The sequence below is a fragment of the Photobacterium sp. J15 genome, assembly GCF_963870815.1.
In the GTDB taxonomy this organism is placed as follows: domain Bacteria; phylum Pseudomonadota; class Gammaproteobacteria; order Enterobacterales; family Vibrionaceae; genus Photobacterium; species Photobacterium marinum.
This window is the reverse complement of sequence record NZ_CAWMUI010000001.1, coordinates 3272411-3289056: the sequence shown is the minus strand read 5'-3', so window position 1 is coordinate 3289056 and position 16646 is coordinate 3272411. Positions and strand designations below refer to the sequence as shown.

Sequence of the window (16646 nt, the reverse complement as noted above, 5' to 3'; positions counted from 1 at the left end):
TGTTATTTCCCTCCCTTACGTAGGCGAGGATCCAGTGCCACGATGAGGATGTCAGCCAAGAAGTTAAAGAACAGCATGAACATGGTCATAATCAGTAGCTGTCCTTGCAGTACCTGATAGTCTCGGGCGTTAATCGCATTGAGCAGAACGGTGCCAAGCCCTGGGTAGTTGAAGATCATTTCAATGATTAGCTGACCGCCGATGGCCATACCGATAGCCATTGAAAGTGCGGTGACACTCGGCAGCATGGCGTTACGGGCGGCGTATTTGAAAACCACCCGGTTCTCGTTTAGGCCCTTACCCTTTGCCATTGTGATGTAGTCTTCATTGAGCAGGTTGATCATGTTGTTACGCATGTTGATCAGGAAGCCGCCGATCTGAATGATGGTGGCACAGAACAGAGGCAGCACGGCGTGGTAGCCAATGTCTTTATAGAAGTCCCAGCTGGTCCAGTCCGGAATTGTTCCTGCGGTATAGGCATAAGTGGAAGGGAACCACTGGGCACCGATAGCAAAGGTGTAAAGCACCAGCATGGCAACCACCACTGGCGGAACAGCCTGCACAACCATCATTCCCGGAGAAATGAAGGCATCATATTTGCTGCCGCGATACCAGGCGGCGAAGATACCCAGCAGGGAGCCGATGCAGAACGCCAGGATAACGGCCGTACCTGCCAGGAACAGTGACCAGCCGACCGCGTTCCCCAGTACTTCGTTAACGGTTTGCGGGAAGGTCTGGATGGAAATACCCAGCTCCCATGACAGGATCCCTTTCAGGTAAATAAAGTATTGCTCGTAGATTGGGCCATCAACAAAGCCCAGCAGTTCTTTCATTGCAGCGATACGTTCCGGGGTGACCTGTACTGCCGCGTTGGCAAACATCATGGTGACCGGATCGCCGGGCATAGCCCGCGGTATTATGAAGTTGATGGTTATTGCGACCAGGAGCGCAATAATGTAGAAACTCAAACGTCGTAGAAAAAATCCCATAACTCACACCTTAATCATCCAGTTGTTACGACCAGATTTAAGACACACCATCCCCTGACCAGTGGCCATCATTTAAAAAGTGAAGGGAAGGTTGGAGAGGCGGTGCGCAACGGGCGCACCGCAAGTTAAGCAATGATTACGCTTTAGGTTTTAGATCAAGTACTTGTAGTAAGCGTTCTTGCGTGTTGGTGATAGGCATTGGACGGCCTTTCGCATTCTTCTCATTCCACCAGCCGGTGAAGCGGGCAGTGTTGTACTGAGAAGTGTAAGCGCCAGACATCACAGGAATTGTTACCTGATTTTCTGCGATGATCTTCTGGATATTGTGAGCAATGTCCTTCTGCTCATCGCGGTCTGCTGTTTTGTAGAAACCATCCAGCAGCTTGTCCAGCTTCTCGTTCTTCCACCAGTGAAGGGCAAAGCGAGGCATACCGTCGCTCATCTGTAGGCGGGAGTGGTAGCCGCTGTCCCAGTATGTATACGGGTCTGCACCGTGGAAGTAGTTAGTGTAGGCAACATCATAAGTTGCATCCAGGAATGCCTGGTTGTAGACAGAGAAGTCTGGTGTGCTGGCCTTGGCCTTGATGCCGACTTCTGCCAGCATTTCCACACTCAGCTGTACTGTGTTGTTGAAGTCTGTCCAGCCGTTAGGTGACTGAATCGTCAGGTTGATTTGCTTGCCGCTTGGTGTTTCAACAAAACCGTCACCATCGATATCTTTAAAGCCTGCTTTTTTCAGCATGGCTTTGGATTTCTTGGCGTTGTAAGTCATGTACGGCTTGTACTTGTTGTAAACCTTGTCGTCAGACCATGTGGCAAATGCCTGACCCAGACCGGATGCGTAGTCGTTGATAACACCGCCGCCATAGAAAGCAATGTCGATGATAGTCTGGCGGTCGATAGCCATTGAGAAGGCACGGCGGAAGTCGATGTTGTTAATAGCTTCGTTGTTGCCTTTGTTTGGCGTTTTGTAGTTCAGCATGAATGCCTGGGTACCGCCGGCAGGATACCAGTATTTGTTGTGAGGGCTGGCGGCAGCGTAGGTGCTGTCTACATCCGGAATGAATGAGTAGGTCCAGTCGAACTGGCCACTTAGCGCCTGACCAAGGAACTGGTCGTTACCGGCTACCTGAGGCATGCGCAGACAGTCGACTTCCAGGTTGGCATTATCCCAGTAGTGCGGGTTGCGGCACTGGGTGTAAAGTTGCGGAGTAAAGGTTTGGATTTCAGTGAACGGACCTGTACCGACAGGGTTTTCATTGGTGAAGCGTGTTGGGTCTTTAACTTTGCTCCATACGTGCTTGGCTACGACAGAAACTTCGGAAATCAGATACGGAACATTAGAGTTCGCCTCAGTCAGTGAGAAGATGACTTTGTTGCCGACGGCTTTCACTGATTTCAGGCGGGCATTGATACCGGTACGGTCTAGCTCAGGGTGCTTTTTCAGCAACTGATAGGTGAACTCAACATCTTCAGCAGTAAACGGTTTGCCGTCAGACCATTTTACGCCGTCGCGGATTTCAAAGGTCACCTGCATCAGGTCGTCAGACATGAAATAGTCTTTAGCCAGACGCATTACCGGTTCGTTGCCTTTCAGTTCATTGAAGACAACCAGAGGTTCATAAATGAAGTCCTGAGCCGTATCTAACTGAGTCTGTAGGTACGGGTTAAAGTTACGAACAAAGGTAGGGTAGAACTTAGATACCATAGTCAGTTCGGATTGTTCAGCAGCTGACGCCATGGGGGCTGTCATCATAGTTGTTGCTGCAGCAATCACTGCGAGTGCTAACGTGGTTTTCTTTTTGGCAAGCATAGCTGTTCCTTACTCTTGCTTATTAGTTTCACTTATGGAAGTTGATGTCCCCCGCAGGGGCCCTTTGAACCTGCTTCAACAGAGGTTTTAAATGGCTCTTATCGAATGGCCTTGCAGGCTTAAGGTGACCTAAGGAAACTCTGTATTGGTCAGAGCGTCAATCGGACTTCCCGTTAAAAACGTCAAAATGCCACTAGCGGCTGTCAATATCGTTAAATTCGTCTTCACTAAACGCTATTGATGAAATTGAAATTGCTTATGAGCTCACATTTATCAATCTCAGTTGCATTAGGTAGGTTAGTGTTCACTATCCTTTATGGCCTCGTTAATAAGGGCTCTTTAAGACTTATCTTTCCATTGTGATGTAAGACGCTGCTGCTGGTTGAGTTAATTCCCAACGGAAAATTTGCATCCTTGATTTGTTGTGAGTCGGTTCTCATAAACAAAATCTTTTTGCCAACAGAGTGCGTATTAGCGGCAGAACCGGCTGAAAATGCAGCTGTTTTTTCCTTGTCGGGATAACTAAAAAAGGCTTTTTTCCGTAGTTGAACTCTGAAATTCACTCACTGAAAAAAGTGATGTCACTCGAGATTGTTGGCAGTTTTATGGCGTAAAAGTGCCCTTTTATTCTCATCTCAGAAAAACGCGGAAGAGACTCAGGCTGGGCAGCTATGAGGCCGATAAAGGCCCGGATAAAACGGGCCTGTACTAAAGATATTAATGGTTGGGCGGTAATTAATGGTTGAGAAGATGCTGGAGGCGATCCTTCATGCTCTCAATTTCCCGGCGCTGCGGAGTCGGGGCCTGACAACGTTCGAGAACAAAGTCGATGGTGCTCAGAACCGTACGCCAGCGAGGTGATTTAGGCAGGGTTTCCAGGTGGAGGTATTTGTCTAGGGTTCGGGTCTGGAGCGTACTGCGATCGAGGTATACCCGCCACAGGCCGCTTTCCTCTGCCAGCTCAAACTTACTTTTGGCCGTGGTGGCCTCCCAGTGCATCAGGGTGGCTTTCATCACATCGACAAGCAGGTTACGAAGAGAGTCTGTCTTGCATTCTGTGTTGTTCAGTTTGTCGGCCAGACGGGTAAACTCGCCGCCCAGTTCCCTTAGTTGTTGAAGATTCTCCCTGTTGCCATCAAAGGCGAAGCCAGACAGTACTTCAACTGCATCTTCCAATACCTGAACCCGTTGCTGGGTTGCTGCCCCGCCATTATCAAAAATTAGCATTCGTGCGAGGCCAGCGCCTTCCGGCAGGTTAATGACATCGGTTTCCAGCGGTATCAGAGCTTCGCCGATGTGATACAGCAGACTACCGTTGAAGTGATGGCTGGTGGTGATGTCGGCAGGAAGGTGAGTGGCAAGAATATCCTCAATCTTATGTCGTTCAAGTACTTCCGGTGCGCGCTGAAACAGTTTTCCTGCCGTGGTATTGGCATAGCGGATACGACCGTCTTCCTGAACACAGATTATCCCTTCTGAACTCGATTCCAGCAGCCCTAACAGGCGGCTCTGGGTTTCCAGCAGTCCGGCTTCAATTTGTTCTCTGTGCTTGATTTCCTGCTCCAGCTCCTGATTTTTTTGATGCCGGAATTCAGCTTTCCCGGCCTGAATATGGGCGCGGATCCTGGCTGTCAGTTCTTCTTTATTGAAAGGTTTGGTCAGGTAGTCATTGGCTCCGTATTCAAATCCTTTAACCCGGTCCTGAACCTGCCCCAGAGCCGATAGCATGATGATTGGCAGTGACAGAGGTGTATGTTTTCTACGAAGCTGCTGGCAGACTTCATAGCCGTTCATGCCTGGCATCATTATATCTAGCAACAACAGAGCAGGTTGCTCGCTTTCCAGTAACTCCAGTGCCTGTGGGCCGTTTTCAGCAGTGAGCACCCGATAGCCTTCAAGCCTCAGGTAATTGGTCAGAACCTGAAGATTGACTGGCTCATCATCGACAATCAGCAGCAAATCACCATCAGCATTTTCCGGCAAATCTGCATCATCGAAATGGGTACTTTCCGATGATGGTGCCTGGAAGTGTGAGTTGGTGAGTGGCTGCTGCATCTCTGTTATGTCTTCTTCTGATGCCAGATTCAGAGTGAAACTGAAGGTAGTGCCGACCATTGGTTGGCTGCTGACGTAGAGTCGCCCTTCCATCAGCTCAATTAGCTGACGACTAATAGAAAGCCCGAGGCCGGCGCCTTGTCGGTAACTGCTGCAGTTGGTGTTGGCCTGGATGAGTGGTTCAAAAATATGCTCCAGTTGTTCAGGTGCAATGCCCTGCCCGGTATCCACGACTTGGATACGAAGCTGGTTCTCGAGCCGGGTTGCCGACAGGATTATTTTCCCCTCAGAGGTGTATTTGATGGCATTGCCGACCAGGTTATACAGCACCTGCTCCAGGCGCTGTTCGTCGCCTAGAACTAGTGGAAGGTCATCTGGGATCTGGTTGATGATTCTGACGGGTTTGCCGCCAAGCAGATGTGTGGAAAGCTCCAGTACCAGCCGTACTGCTGACGCTAGGTCTACCGGTTGTTTGCTGATGTCGAGATCGCCATAGCGCATTTTGTGGTAGTCGAGCAGATCATCAACCAGGTTGGTCAGGCGCTGGCCGCTGTTGATTAGCATTTCCAACTGGCGTCGCTGGTTGGGCTGGATCGGGCCGTTTGCTCCGGCCAGCAGGGATTCGGCTATACCGACTATGCCATGCAGCGGAGTGCGAAGTTCATGCGAGGTGGTTGCCAAAAATTCATCTTTGAGTTTGTCGGTGGTCTGCAACTCATCATTCTGCTTCTGGATCACCTGCAGGCTCTGTTCCAGTTCATTGTTCTGCTGGCGAATTAATGCCATTTTCTCACGCACTGAGCGCTGCATCCGGGCAAAGCTGGTGGCAAGGCGACCAAGTTCGTCGCCGCGCTCTGCTCCCTCTATTTTCTGGTCCATATCACCGGCACACACCCGCTCGGCAGCCCAGGTCAGGCGGAGCAGGGGAGCTGTGATGGAGTTTGATAGCCAGTGCGATGCGATGATCACCAGTACAATGGCTGTCACCATGGCGATCCCGAACAGCTTTTCTAATTGGCGGATGCGGGCAAAGGCTTCCTCTTCCGGTAATTCGATTACCAATGCCCAGTGATTGCCGAAGACATCTATTGGCGCAAAGGCACTTAGTACAGGGACTTGCTGGAAGTTGAGCAGGCTGCCGACCCCGCTGATACCGGACAGGGCGTTTTCGATACTCGTGCTGGTGAGATTATCCGGCAGTGATTGTGAGCCAGACAGTCGTGACTGATGATCGCTGCCGATCAGCAGGGTGTGGACGTAGGTACTGCTGCTGCCGGTATCGGTGATAAGTTTGCTGATGGTGTCATTACGCAGCTGAAAGAATACATAGCTGTGGAGATATCCCTGGCGGATAACAGGTGCGGCAAACCAGGCTGTGTAGTTTTGGCTGAGTGGATCGAGGCTGAAATCAGTAAAGGCAACAGGGACATGCTCTGGCTCAATTTGTTGTTGGCTGGTTTGTGCTTTGATTGCGGCGAACGTCCGGCGCAACGCCGGAAGCGGTGTGTTCTCGTCTTGCAGGTTATAGCTGAATTTATTCGGGCTGAAAGTGGAATAGACGATGTTGCCTTCGATATCGACCAACAGAATGTCACTGAAATCAGAGCGTTTCAGGTATTCCTCATATGCCCAGTTATAGCGTTTATAAATCAGGCGGTAGCGTTCGTGACCAAGGTAATGGCTGCTGTTACTACCGTTTTCGGGTTTAGTGGTCAGGGTCTCTGTGAAGTAACGGTCGCGTTCTTGCCCCTGTGTCAGATAACCGATATCTCCCAGTTGATTGTAGGCACCAACCAGACCGTAAAATCGTCCTCCGCTGGCGTTAGCCAGTTCCGAGCGGGCAAAGCTCTGTACTTCAGATGTTCTGGCTGCAAAAAAGGCATTGAGCTGTTTCTGCTTGTTTTCAAGCAGTGAAGCCAGGTGGTTAGTGCTCTGCTCGGCCAGATCATTGGTATGAGAGTTTAAGAAGAAAAGGGCCGAGAATGTCAGCGGAGTAATGCTGAGAACAAGAAAAGCGAGCATAAGGGTATGCTGGAGACGTTTAAAACGGGTGGTATTCTGCATTCCTGTGCCTGAAATTAACCGACTTGAAACGAAATATGATGTTTACTGCCGGTTTTTCCGCATCGCAACCTGATGCCCATCAACAGTGATTGTTTAATTTATGCTTTAAAAGCAACTATATAGATGGCTTTGGGTGGTGCTACCGGCACCGCAGCAATCAGTTATACTGAGTTTTTTTGTGTGTTCAAGTAAGTGTGTAGGGAAGCGTGTGGCGAACCACAATATTGACGGAATTGACGGCGAATTGGGCTAAAAATAGCTCGGAGGAGGGCTTTGATGTTCGTTGATAAGTTAAGGGCCGAGCCATGGCTCAGCCCTTGATGTTTATTTTTTTGCAGCGTAAATATTGAATTTGTTAGTACTGGCGGCAATCTCACAACTGCCCAGACTGTCTTCAATCAGCGGCGGGTAACGCAGGAAGCTGTTGGCAACAATGATAAGCTGGCCATCCGTGTTGAGGTAATTCGGAGCCTGAGCGATAAAGTCTTCAGTTGCCGCATAGAAAGTTTTCAGGCCGGCATGGAATGGCGGGTTACTGATCAGGAAGTCATAAGGCCCTTCCAGTGCTTTGTAGACGTCTGTCGCTGTAAAGCTTGCTTCAAGGTTGTTTACTTTGAAGGTTTCGCGGGCAGATTCAATCGCCAGGGCGCTGATGTCACACAGCTCAAGCTCAATGGCCGGGTTATTTGTTTTCATTACCGCACCGATAACACCGGCACCGCAACCGAAATCAAGCACACGACCATGCAGAGACGGCAGGGTTTCCAGCAGCAGTTCCGAACCCTTATCGAATTCACCATGGCTGAACACGCCAGGCAGCGAACGGATCGTCAGCTCAGTGCCAGCAACCGTAATCGGGTAGCTCTTGAACCAGCTGTTGATATCGAAGGTTGGTGCCTGCTGTTCACAACGACCCCAGTAAAAGCTGCATCGGCGTGCTGAGTCATATTTGGTGATATTACCGTAGGCTTGAAACATCTTTTCGGCACTACGAACACCACTGCGATTTTCACCGACGATACAAATTTCTGTTTCCGGGCCGAATTTGGCCAGCGTCATAGCCAGTAAGTATTCGGCTTCTGCTTTTGCCTTCGGCCAGTAAAGCAGGATCATATCAATGTCGATATCAGCGCTCAGCTCAGCCCCGAAATGAGACTGAATCTGGCTGTGGCGGCTCATGTTGCAGTGGTAGCCATAGTTGGTCGTAAAGACTGCCACAGACTGGGCAACCTGAGTCAGCTCAAGCGGGTAGGAATCAGACAGTTCGCCGATGACGAGTACTTTACGGTTTTCAAAAAACTCAAGCTGGCGGGCAACAACCTGGCTTGCTGCTGTGTAGGACATAAGGGCCTCAGATTTGCTTTACATGGAGTAAGGGCGCGAATTGTTCCATAAATTAGCGGGTATGAAAAGGTGAACAAAGCCGCACCGGGCGGCTTTGTTTCTTGCAGCCGGTTAACTCTGATCCTGGTTATCCAGAAAGTCTTTGAATTCGACTTCGTAGAGCTTGAACAGTACCAGAGTGACGGCAAAGATGATCGGGCCGTAGATCAGACCAATCAGGCCAAACAGATGCAGGCCGCCGAGAATTGAGAAGAAGATCAGCAGGGTATTCATGCCTGAATTGCCCTGCATCAGCAGCGGGCGCAGCAGGTTGTCGATAGAGCCCACAACAATCACGCCCCAGCCTGCCAGGAACAACGCCCATTCCCACTGATGGCTCAACAGCAGATAAATTGCTGCTGGCAACCAAATCAGAGCGGTTCCGACAACCGGAATGAAGGAAGCAAAAGCCATCATTGAGCCCCAGAACAGGCCTGGGAAACCGGCCAGCCACATGGCAAAACCGCCGGCGACGCCCTGTGCCAGTGCTGTCAGGAATGAGCCGAGTACCGCAGATTTGGCTACTTGCTCGACTTCCGTCAGCAGGGCATCTTCCTGGCTACGGGAAAGCGGAACGACATGACGCAATGCTTTAACCATTTTCTTGTGGTCTCGAAGGAGGAAGAAAAGGACAAACAGCATCAGCAGGAAACTGATCACAAAGTTGGTGGCATCACCGAGGATTTTTGCGCTGACATTGAGCAACTGGGTGCCGAATTTGGAGGCTGCAGACGCTATTTTCTGAATAATCGCATGAGCATCAAGGGGCTCGAACGGGGAGTATTTGTCTATCAGTGCCAGTGCCTTAACGGCGTAAGGATGTGACAGTACTTCTTTGGCACCACCGGAGCTCAGCCATTCATAGCTGTCTCGTGAGAACATGGTCCCCTGATGGACAATTGAGCTGAATACAATCAGCAGCGGGATCACAATGATAAAGGTCAGCAGGAGACAGGAAAGTAATGCTGACAGGTTAGGCTTGTTCGTCAGTTTACGCTCTACTTTGGAGTGTAGCGGATAGTAAAGCAGAGAAATAATAAATGCCATGACGATTGGGCCGAGGTACGGCTCAATCAGGCGGTAGCTGGCATAAGCGGCCAGCGCCAGGGCCGCAATCAGCATCCAGTGGCGAGGTTCGGCTTGAAAACGTTTAGACACCGTTTGTTATCCTTGCTGTTTGTTAATTCTAACGGGGGTTATAATTGCATCCGGTTGGCTAAGTAGCAATCTTTTATAAATCAATTGTTTTGAATGAGGTTCACATCAAATGGGATGCTGTGACTGCGGTTGTGAAACCAAGAAAAAACGGCGGGTGCCGCTGGCTGTGTGGATTTTGCTGGCGCTGGGGGCTCTGGCTGTTTTTTTCTGGCAGTAACAACGGGAAAAAACAAATAATAAAAACGCCACTATCTGAGTGGCGTTTTTGGTGTTAACTATTTGGCTTTAATAGCAGCAAAGCCGTTTATAGCTTGGCTTCCTGAGCCAGTGCTGCGAAGGCAAATTCAGCTGCTTCCAGCGTTGCTTCAATCTCTTTGTCGCCGTGCGCCAAAGAAGTAAAGCAGGCTTCGAAAGCAGAAGGAGCAAGGTAAACGCCTTTTTCCAGCATTAGGTTAAAGAAGCGCTTGAAGCGTTCAACATCGCATTTCGCTACATCGTCGTAGCAGTTCACACTGTCCTGATCGGTAAAGAAGAAACCGAACATAGCACCAACCTGATTGGTCTTCAGTGGAATACCGTATTTATCAGCCAAGTGCTGGAAGCCGTCTGCCAGAGCTTTAGTGGTATTGGCTAGGCGTTTCTCGTTGCCTTCTTCGGTCAGTACTGTCAGGCAGGCATGGCCAGCAGCCATTGCTACAGGGTTACCTGAAAGTGTGCCCGCCTGGTATACAGGACCGGTTGGAGCTACGTACTCCATTACGTCTCGACGGCCACCGAAAGCACCGACTGGCATACCGCCGCCAATTACTTTACCTAGTGTAGTCAGGTCAGGTTTGATGTTGTAGTAACCCTGGGCGCCGCCTTCAGATACGCGGAAGCCAGTCATTACTTCATCCAGGATCAGAAGGGCACCGAACTCATCACAGATTTCGCGCAGGCCTTCCAGGAAGCCTGGTACCGGCGGGATACAGTTCATGTTACCGGCTACCGGCTCAACGATGATACAGGCGATCTCTTCCGGGTGGCTGGCAAAGGTTTCGCGAACTGAATCCAGGTTGTTGTAGGTGCATGTCAGGGTGTGCTTGGCAAAATCTTCAGGCACGCCCGGCGAGCTTGGCTGACCCAGAGTCAGGGCTCCGGAACCTGCTTTAACCAGCAGGCAGTCTGCGTGACCGTGGTAACAGCCTTCGAACTTGATGATTTTGTCGCGGTTAGTGAAACCACGAGCCAGACGGATCGCACTCATGGTTGCTTCTGTACCAGAGCTTACCATGCGAACCATTTCCATTGACGGAACCAGTTTAGAAACCAGTTCAGCCATAGTCACTTCCATCTCGGTTGGTGCACCGAAGCTCAGGCCGCGTTGAGCCGCTTCGATCACTGCATCGCGAATAGCGACATGGTTGTGACCCAGAATCATCGGACCCCAAGAGCCAACATAATCGATATATGCTTTACCATCAGCATCAAAGATGTAAGCGCCGTCAGCTCGTTCAATAAACAGCGGGCTGCCGCCAACTCCGGCAAATGCGCGAACCGGTGAGTTAACACCGCCAGGGATCTTTTCTTGTGCTTTAGCAAATAAATCGGCTGATTTGCTCATTGTATTGTCCTGTTTTCAAATAAAGTCTGATTTGAATTGCCCGCATTGTACCTAAATTACCGGGAATTTGGCGAGCGAATTGACCAAGTATGCTTTTGGTGGCTTATTGTGATGTTGAGCATGGATGGAAAGCTAGTTTGCAACATTGGCTATGTAAAAATATCCATGTCTCGGATAACCTACGGTCAGACGAGCTTCGTCCTTCTCCGCGCTTCCTCCGGCGCATCCCAACATATTACGGCGTAATAATGACAGATAACATTCAAGGCACTCCTGCGCCTGAACGTCTGCAACCTAGTGGATTAGTTCGGCGTTTTCTTTCTCGTGACAAAACACCGGTCTCGGTGTTGTTTCTCTCTGCGTTGGTAGGCCTTCTGGCCGGTCTTATCTCTACATTATTTGAAATTGCAGTTCACTGGGTTTCTGAACAGCGAACCGAGTGGCTGCGTGATGTGATCAGCAGTGTTTTGCCTTTGTGGCTGGCAGCTTTCCTGATTAGTGCTTTGCTGGCTTTCATCGGTTATTACCTGGTTCACCGTTTTGCTCCGGATGCTGCAGGCTCAGGGATCCCGGAAATTGAAGGTGCGATGGATGACATCCGTCCGGTTCGCTGGTGGCGGGTGCTACCGGTGAAGTTTATCGGTGGTCTCGGTGCACTGGGCTCCGGGATGGTACTTGGTCGGGAGGGCCCTTCGGTTCAGATGGGCGGTAATATCGGCCGAATGGTATCGGATATGTTCCGTCTTAAAGATAAAGAAGCAAGGCATGCCCTTTTAGCGTCCGGTGCGGCTGGCGGCCTGGCTGCTGCGTTTAATGCGCCTCTTGCCGGTATCATGTTTGTCGTCGAGGAGATGCGTCCGCAGTTTCGTTACAGCCTTATCTCCATCAAGTGTGTACTGATTTCTGCCATTCTGGCCGATATTGTGTTCCGCAGTATTCAGGGCCAGCATGCAGTGATCTCCATGCCGCAGTATGATGCGCCGGTATTGAAGTCTTTGTGGCTGTTCTTGCTGCTGGGGATGTTTTTCGGTGTCTTTGGGGTGATCTTTAACCGCCTGGTGACGATGGCACAGGACCTGTTTGGCCGGATCCATCGTAATGAGCGTCGTCGCTATGTGTTAACCGGTACCTTGTTAGGTGGCTGTTTTGGTCTGTTGTTGCTGTATATTCCTGAACTGACTGGTGGTGGTATTGCCCTGATCCCGAGTGCGACCCACGGTGATTACAGCATCAATATGTTGTTTATCTTATTCCTTGCCCGAGTGGCGACAACCCTGCTTTGTTTTGGCTCCGGTGCGCCGGGCGGTATTTTTGCGCCTATGCTGGCGCTGGGTACTTTGTTCGGTACCTTCTTCGGCTCCGTTGCGCAGCTGTTCTTCCCTGATTTAGGGATTGAGCCGGGTATGTTTGCGATTGCCGGTATGGGGGCGTTGTTTGCCGCAACGGTAAGGGCACCGATCACTGGCATCTTGCTGGTTATTGAAATGACTAACAATTACCACCTGATCTTGCCGTTGATCATTACCACACTGGGCGCAACCATGCTGGCTCAGGTACTGGGCGGGCAGCCAATTTACTCTCAGCTCTTGCGTCGTACGATGGAAAAGGAAAAAATAGCGCAAAGAAAACAGTCTGAATTGGCTAATACTTGAACAAGTTAGTCGGGTATTAGATAATCAGCCCAATTAACGGAAGTTGTGAGAGGTTTTTAATGAGCGATGCCAACGTACCGCTGAATTTTTCTGATGTGGCAGCGAATAAAGTAAAAGCGCTAATCGCCGAGGAAGAAAACCCGAATCTGAAGCTGCGCGTTTATATCACCGGCGGTGGTTGCAGCGGTTTCCAGTATGGTTTTACTTTTGATGAAAAAGTGAATGAGGGTGATACAACCATCGAAAAGAGTGGTGTAACCCTTGTTGTTGACCCTATGAGCCTGCAGTACCTGATTGGCGGTACCGTTGATTACACTGAAGGTCTGGAAGGTTCACGTTTCTTCGTAAACAACCCTAACGCTACAACAACTTGTGGTTGCGGTGCATCATTCAGCGTATAACAAGCACTGAATGCGTTTTGCTTAAACCGTAACAACAGATAAAAAAAGCCGTCACATCGTGACGGCTTTTTTGTGTCCAGTCGTTTTTGGTGATTGCCTGATAAGCTAGCTGCGGTTGATTAGCAGCGGGCTGTTATCGGCAATTAGTTGGCTGAACTGCGACAACTGCTTCAGGCGTTCAACGGCGTATTTCTTAAACTTCGTTTTTTCGGCACCTTTGAGTGATTTTGCTTGTGGCAGCTTCACTGTACGCGGGTTCTTGTGCACGCCGTTAACCAGGAACTCATAATGCAGGTGCGGACCGGTAACGCGACCCGTGCCGCCCAGCGTACCTACCGTCTGGCCTTGTTTCACTCTTTCTCCGGTTTTGACCAGGCGTTTGGTCATATGCAGGTACTTGGTGATATAGGTTGAGCTGTGACGGATAAAGACATAGTTACCGTTAAACTTGTTGTAGCTTGATTTCATGACCACACCGTCGCCGGCAGCCCAGATTGGTGTGCCGACCGGGGCAACATAGTCGGTACCACGGTGTGGTCTGACACGGCCGGTAACCGGATGCAGACGGCGCGGGTTGAAGTTTGAACTTACATAGCGGAAGTTGATCGGCGAGCGCAGGAAGGCTTTACGCATCGCACGTCCCTCCTGATCATAATACTTACCGTCTTCGCTGCGAACAGCAGTAAAGGTTTCCCCCATATTGGTGAAGGTAGCGGCGATGATATTGCCTCGACCAATTGGTTCACCTTCAACAAAATTTTCTTCAAACAGAACAGAGAAAGTATCACCGGCACGGATATCAAGTGCAAAGTCGATATCCCAGCCGAAGATACCGGCAATTTCCATGATTTGATTGGCAGTCAGTCCCGCTTTGTCACCGGCATTCCAGAAGCTGGAGGTGATCACTGCCTGAGCAAAGTTAATCAGGGTATCAACTTTTTTGGTTTCTTTGCGGGAATGGTAGTTGTCACCGGTGCGGGTAACAACCAGGGTGTCTGTGGCGTTTTGCGGCTGGATCAGCTGGATAAGTTCATTGTTCGGGTCGAAGCCGAACTTCAGAACATCGCCGGGGCGAAGGCTGGTCAGGGTTTTGGTGCCTTCATCGGCATTAACCAGGCGGTAAAGCGTGCCGGGTGACAGACCGACCTTATCGAATACCACTGCGAGGCTTTCTCCCGACTTGATTGTGTGCTCCTTCCAGCGCAGTTGCGCGTATTGAAGCTTTTCGTCTTTTTCCAGCGGCCGGAGCTGGTGTTCATCGAGGTTCATGTCGAGTGGATAGGCTTTGCCTATTTCGAATTTTCGCTCAGGATGAGCTTGCTTGTCGCCAGATCCCGGAATAAGGAGCAGAAGCACCACAAAGGCACTGATTAGCGAGATGAGTATTTGGTGCACTCGTGGCAACCGAACAAGTTTCGATACTAGCATTAACTGGATTTTTTTCACAAAAGGGAAAAATAAGACAGTGCCTAGTCTAACTGGTTTCAAAAAACATCGCTATTCAAGTAAGATGTTCGATTATTACTTTTTTGCCTATTCTGTGGGAGAGAACAAGAATGGCCAGCATTGAACAAGCGTTAGCTGAAATTAAGCGTGGCGTCGATGAGCTGATTCCTGAAGATGAGCTGATTGCCAAGCTGAAAGAAAATCGTCCACTGCGTATTAAACTGGGTGCAGATCCAACAGCTCCAGATATCCACCTGGGTCACACTGTGATTCTGAACAAACTGCGTACTTTCCAAGAACTGGGCCACGAAGTCACTTTCCTTATCGGTGATTTTACTGCCATGGTCGGTGACCCGACTGGTAAAAACACCACTCGTCCGCCGCTGACTCGTGAACAGGTTGTGGAAAACGCCAAGTCTTACACCGATCAGGTGTTCAAGATCCTGGACCCAGAAAAGACTAAGATTGTATTTAACTCCAGCTGGCTGTCAGAGCTGGGCGCGGAAGGCATGATTCGCCTGGCTGCGAACCAGACTGTTGCTCGTATGCTGGAACGTGACGACTTCAAGAAGCGTTACAACGAAGGTCGTCCAATCGCGATCCACGAATTTATGTACCCGCTGCTTCAGGGCTATGACTCTGTGGCAATGGAAACTGATGTTGAGCTGGGTGGTACAGACCAGAAGTTCAATTTGCTGATGGGACGTGAGCTGCAAAAAGCGAACGGTCAGAAGCCTCAGGTTGTACTGACTCTGCCGCTGCTGGTTGGTCTGGACGGCGTTAAGAAGATGTCTAAGTCTGCAAATAACTACATCGGTATTGCAGATACGCCAAGCGAAATGTTCGGTAAGATCATGTCAATATCTGATGATTTGATGTGGAACTACTACGAACTGCTGTCTTTCCGTCCACTGGAAGAAATTGAGCAATTCAAGCAAGACATTGCTGGTGGTAAGAACCCACGTGACGTGAAGATCCTGCTGGCGAAAGAAATTATTGCTCGTTTCCACACTGAAGCAGATGCTGACGCGGCTGAACAAGAGTTCATCAACCGCTTCCAGAAAGGTGTAATGCCGGATGAAATGCCTGAGTTCGAATTCGAAGCGGGTATTGCGATTGCTAACCTGCTGAAAGAAGCCGGTCTGGTTAACTCGACTTCTGACGCTATGCGTATGATCCGCCAAGGTGCAGCGAAGCTGGACGGCGAAAAGATCGAAGATACCAAGCTGGTTCCTGCTGCTGGTACTGCAGTTTACCAGGTCGGTAAGCGTAAGTTCGCTCGTGTTACTGTTAAGTAATTACTTAACAGTAATCGAGAGAATTGAAAAAGGCGCCGTAGGGCGCCTTTTTTGTGCTCATTATTTTTCAATACGGGTCAAACTGACCTTATCCGATTTTGCTCATTGTCTCGGAGCAAAAGCCGGTAACGACAGGTGCCAGCGAATTGCCGTCAGGCGGATCGTTAAGGTGGTGATAATACCAGCCATGGTTGCCACGGTTGAATCAACATGGATAGCCAGTGCTGAGGTATGGACAATACCGCCGAGAATACAGGCAGTGGCGTAAACTTCAGTTCGCAGTACCATCGGGATTTCTCGGGCCAGAACATCACGGATCAAACCGCCGCCGCAACCTGTCATCACGCCCATGATCACCGCTACCATTGGCGAGGCCTCAAAGCGCAGTGCTTTTTCCACCCCGATAGCAACAAAGACGGCGAGGCCGATAGCATCAGCAACTGGCAGGAAATACCAGGGAATTTGCCTTGGGCGACGGATAATCATCATTGAGATTAAACAGGTAACAAAAATAACCCAGAGGTAGTTGGTATCAGTGATCCAGAATACCGGTGTGGCTCCAAGAGCCATGTCACGGATGGTTCCGCCCCCGATAGCTGTCACGCTGGCCAGTACAACAACACCGAACGGGTCCATGCGAAGGCGGCCCGCCAAAATAACACCAGATGCGGCAAACACAGCGGTGCCAAACATATCGAGAAAGTATATAAGCATGTTTGTACCTGTAAGCTCAGAGAAAACGAATAGCTGAGATTGTACGACGAATCGCCACAGGTACAACTTG

At 50.0% G+C, this 16646-nt stretch carries 11 protein-coding genes; 3 read left to right on the top strand and 8 right to left on the bottom strand.

Going from position 1 to position 16646, the window contains the following annotated elements; all coding sequences use genetic code 11:
• Positions 1-2: 2 nt before the first annotated feature.
• From AACQ93_RS14685 to hemL, 6 genes are all read right to left on the bottom strand, one after another.
• Positions 3-989: an ABC transporter permease gene (locus AACQ93_RS14685; RefSeq protein WP_064605897.1), complete on the bottom strand. Its 987-nt coding sequence runs from the start codon at positions 987-989 to the stop codon at positions 3-5.
• Between the two features lie 136 nt (positions 990-1125).
• Positions 1126-2802 carry an ABC transporter substrate-binding protein gene (locus tag AACQ93_RS14680; protein ID WP_064605896.1) on the bottom strand — a complete coding sequence of 559 codons (1677 nt, stop codon included), beginning with the start codon at positions 2800-2802 and terminating at the stop codon, positions 1126-1128.
• 735 nt (positions 2803-3537) lie between these two features.
• Entirely contained in the window at positions 3538-6921 is a 3384-nt protein-coding gene (locus AACQ93_RS14675) for a response regulator (protein ID WP_064605895.1), read from the bottom strand.
• A 324-nt stretch (positions 6922-7245) separates the two neighbouring features.
• A complete protein-coding gene (gene rsmC, locus AACQ93_RS14670) occupies positions 7246-8265 on the bottom strand; it encodes a 16S rRNA (guanine(1207)-N(2))-methyltransferase RsmC (RefSeq protein ID WP_064605894.1) in 1020 nt (339 codons plus the stop codon).
• A gap of 111 nt (positions 8266-8376) precedes the next feature.
• Positions 8377-9426, bottom strand: a complete 1050-nt coding sequence (locus AACQ93_RS14665; protein WP_051035892.1) for an AI-2E family transporter — start codon at positions 9424-9426, stop codon at positions 8377-8379.
• A gap of 340 nt (positions 9427-9766) precedes the next feature.
• Complete coding sequence (hemL, locus tag AACQ93_RS14660; RefSeq protein WP_064605892.1) at positions 9767-11065, bottom strand: glutamate-1-semialdehyde 2,1-aminomutase; 1299 nt, start codon at positions 11063-11065, stop codon at positions 9767-9769.
• Positions 11066-11313: 248 nt separating this feature from the next.
• Between hemL and clcA the strand changes: the two genes are divergently transcribed.
• Both clcA and erpA read left to right on the top strand, forming a co-directional pair.
• Positions 11314-12717 (top strand): H(+)/Cl(-) exchange transporter ClcA, encoded by a 1404-nt coding sequence (clcA, locus tag AACQ93_RS14655; RefSeq protein ID WP_064605891.1) that lies wholly within the window; start codon positions 11314-11316, stop codon positions 12715-12717.
• Between the two features lie 59 nt (positions 12718-12776).
• On the top strand, positions 12777-13118 hold the full coding sequence (gene erpA, locus AACQ93_RS14650; RefSeq protein ID WP_007470649.1) for an iron-sulfur cluster insertion protein ErpA: 342 nt from the start codon (positions 12777-12779) through the stop codon (positions 13116-13118).
• A gap of 105 nt (positions 13119-13223) precedes the next feature.
• Here erpA and AACQ93_RS14645 read toward each other — a convergent pair whose 3' ends face one another.
• On the bottom strand, positions 13224-14546 hold the full coding sequence (locus tag AACQ93_RS14645) for a peptidoglycan DD-metalloendopeptidase family protein (protein WP_064606738.1): 1323 nt from the start codon (positions 14544-14546) through the stop codon (positions 13224-13226).
• 128 nt (positions 14547-14674) lie between these two features.
• Here AACQ93_RS14645 and tyrS point away from each other — a divergent pair, with 128 nt between their 5' ends.
• Positions 14675-15862 carry a tyrosine--tRNA ligase gene (tyrS, locus tag AACQ93_RS14640; RefSeq protein ID WP_064605890.1) on the top strand — a complete coding sequence of 396 codons (1188 nt, stop codon included), beginning with the start codon at positions 14675-14677 and terminating at the stop codon, positions 15860-15862.
• Between the two features lie 102 nt (positions 15863-15964).
• Here tyrS and AACQ93_RS14635 read toward each other — a convergent pair whose 3' ends face one another.
• Complete coding sequence (locus AACQ93_RS14635; protein WP_007470646.1) at positions 15965-16576, bottom strand: TRIC cation channel family protein; 612 nt, start codon at positions 16574-16576, stop codon at positions 15965-15967.
• Between the last annotated feature and the right edge of the window lie 70 nt (positions 16577-16646).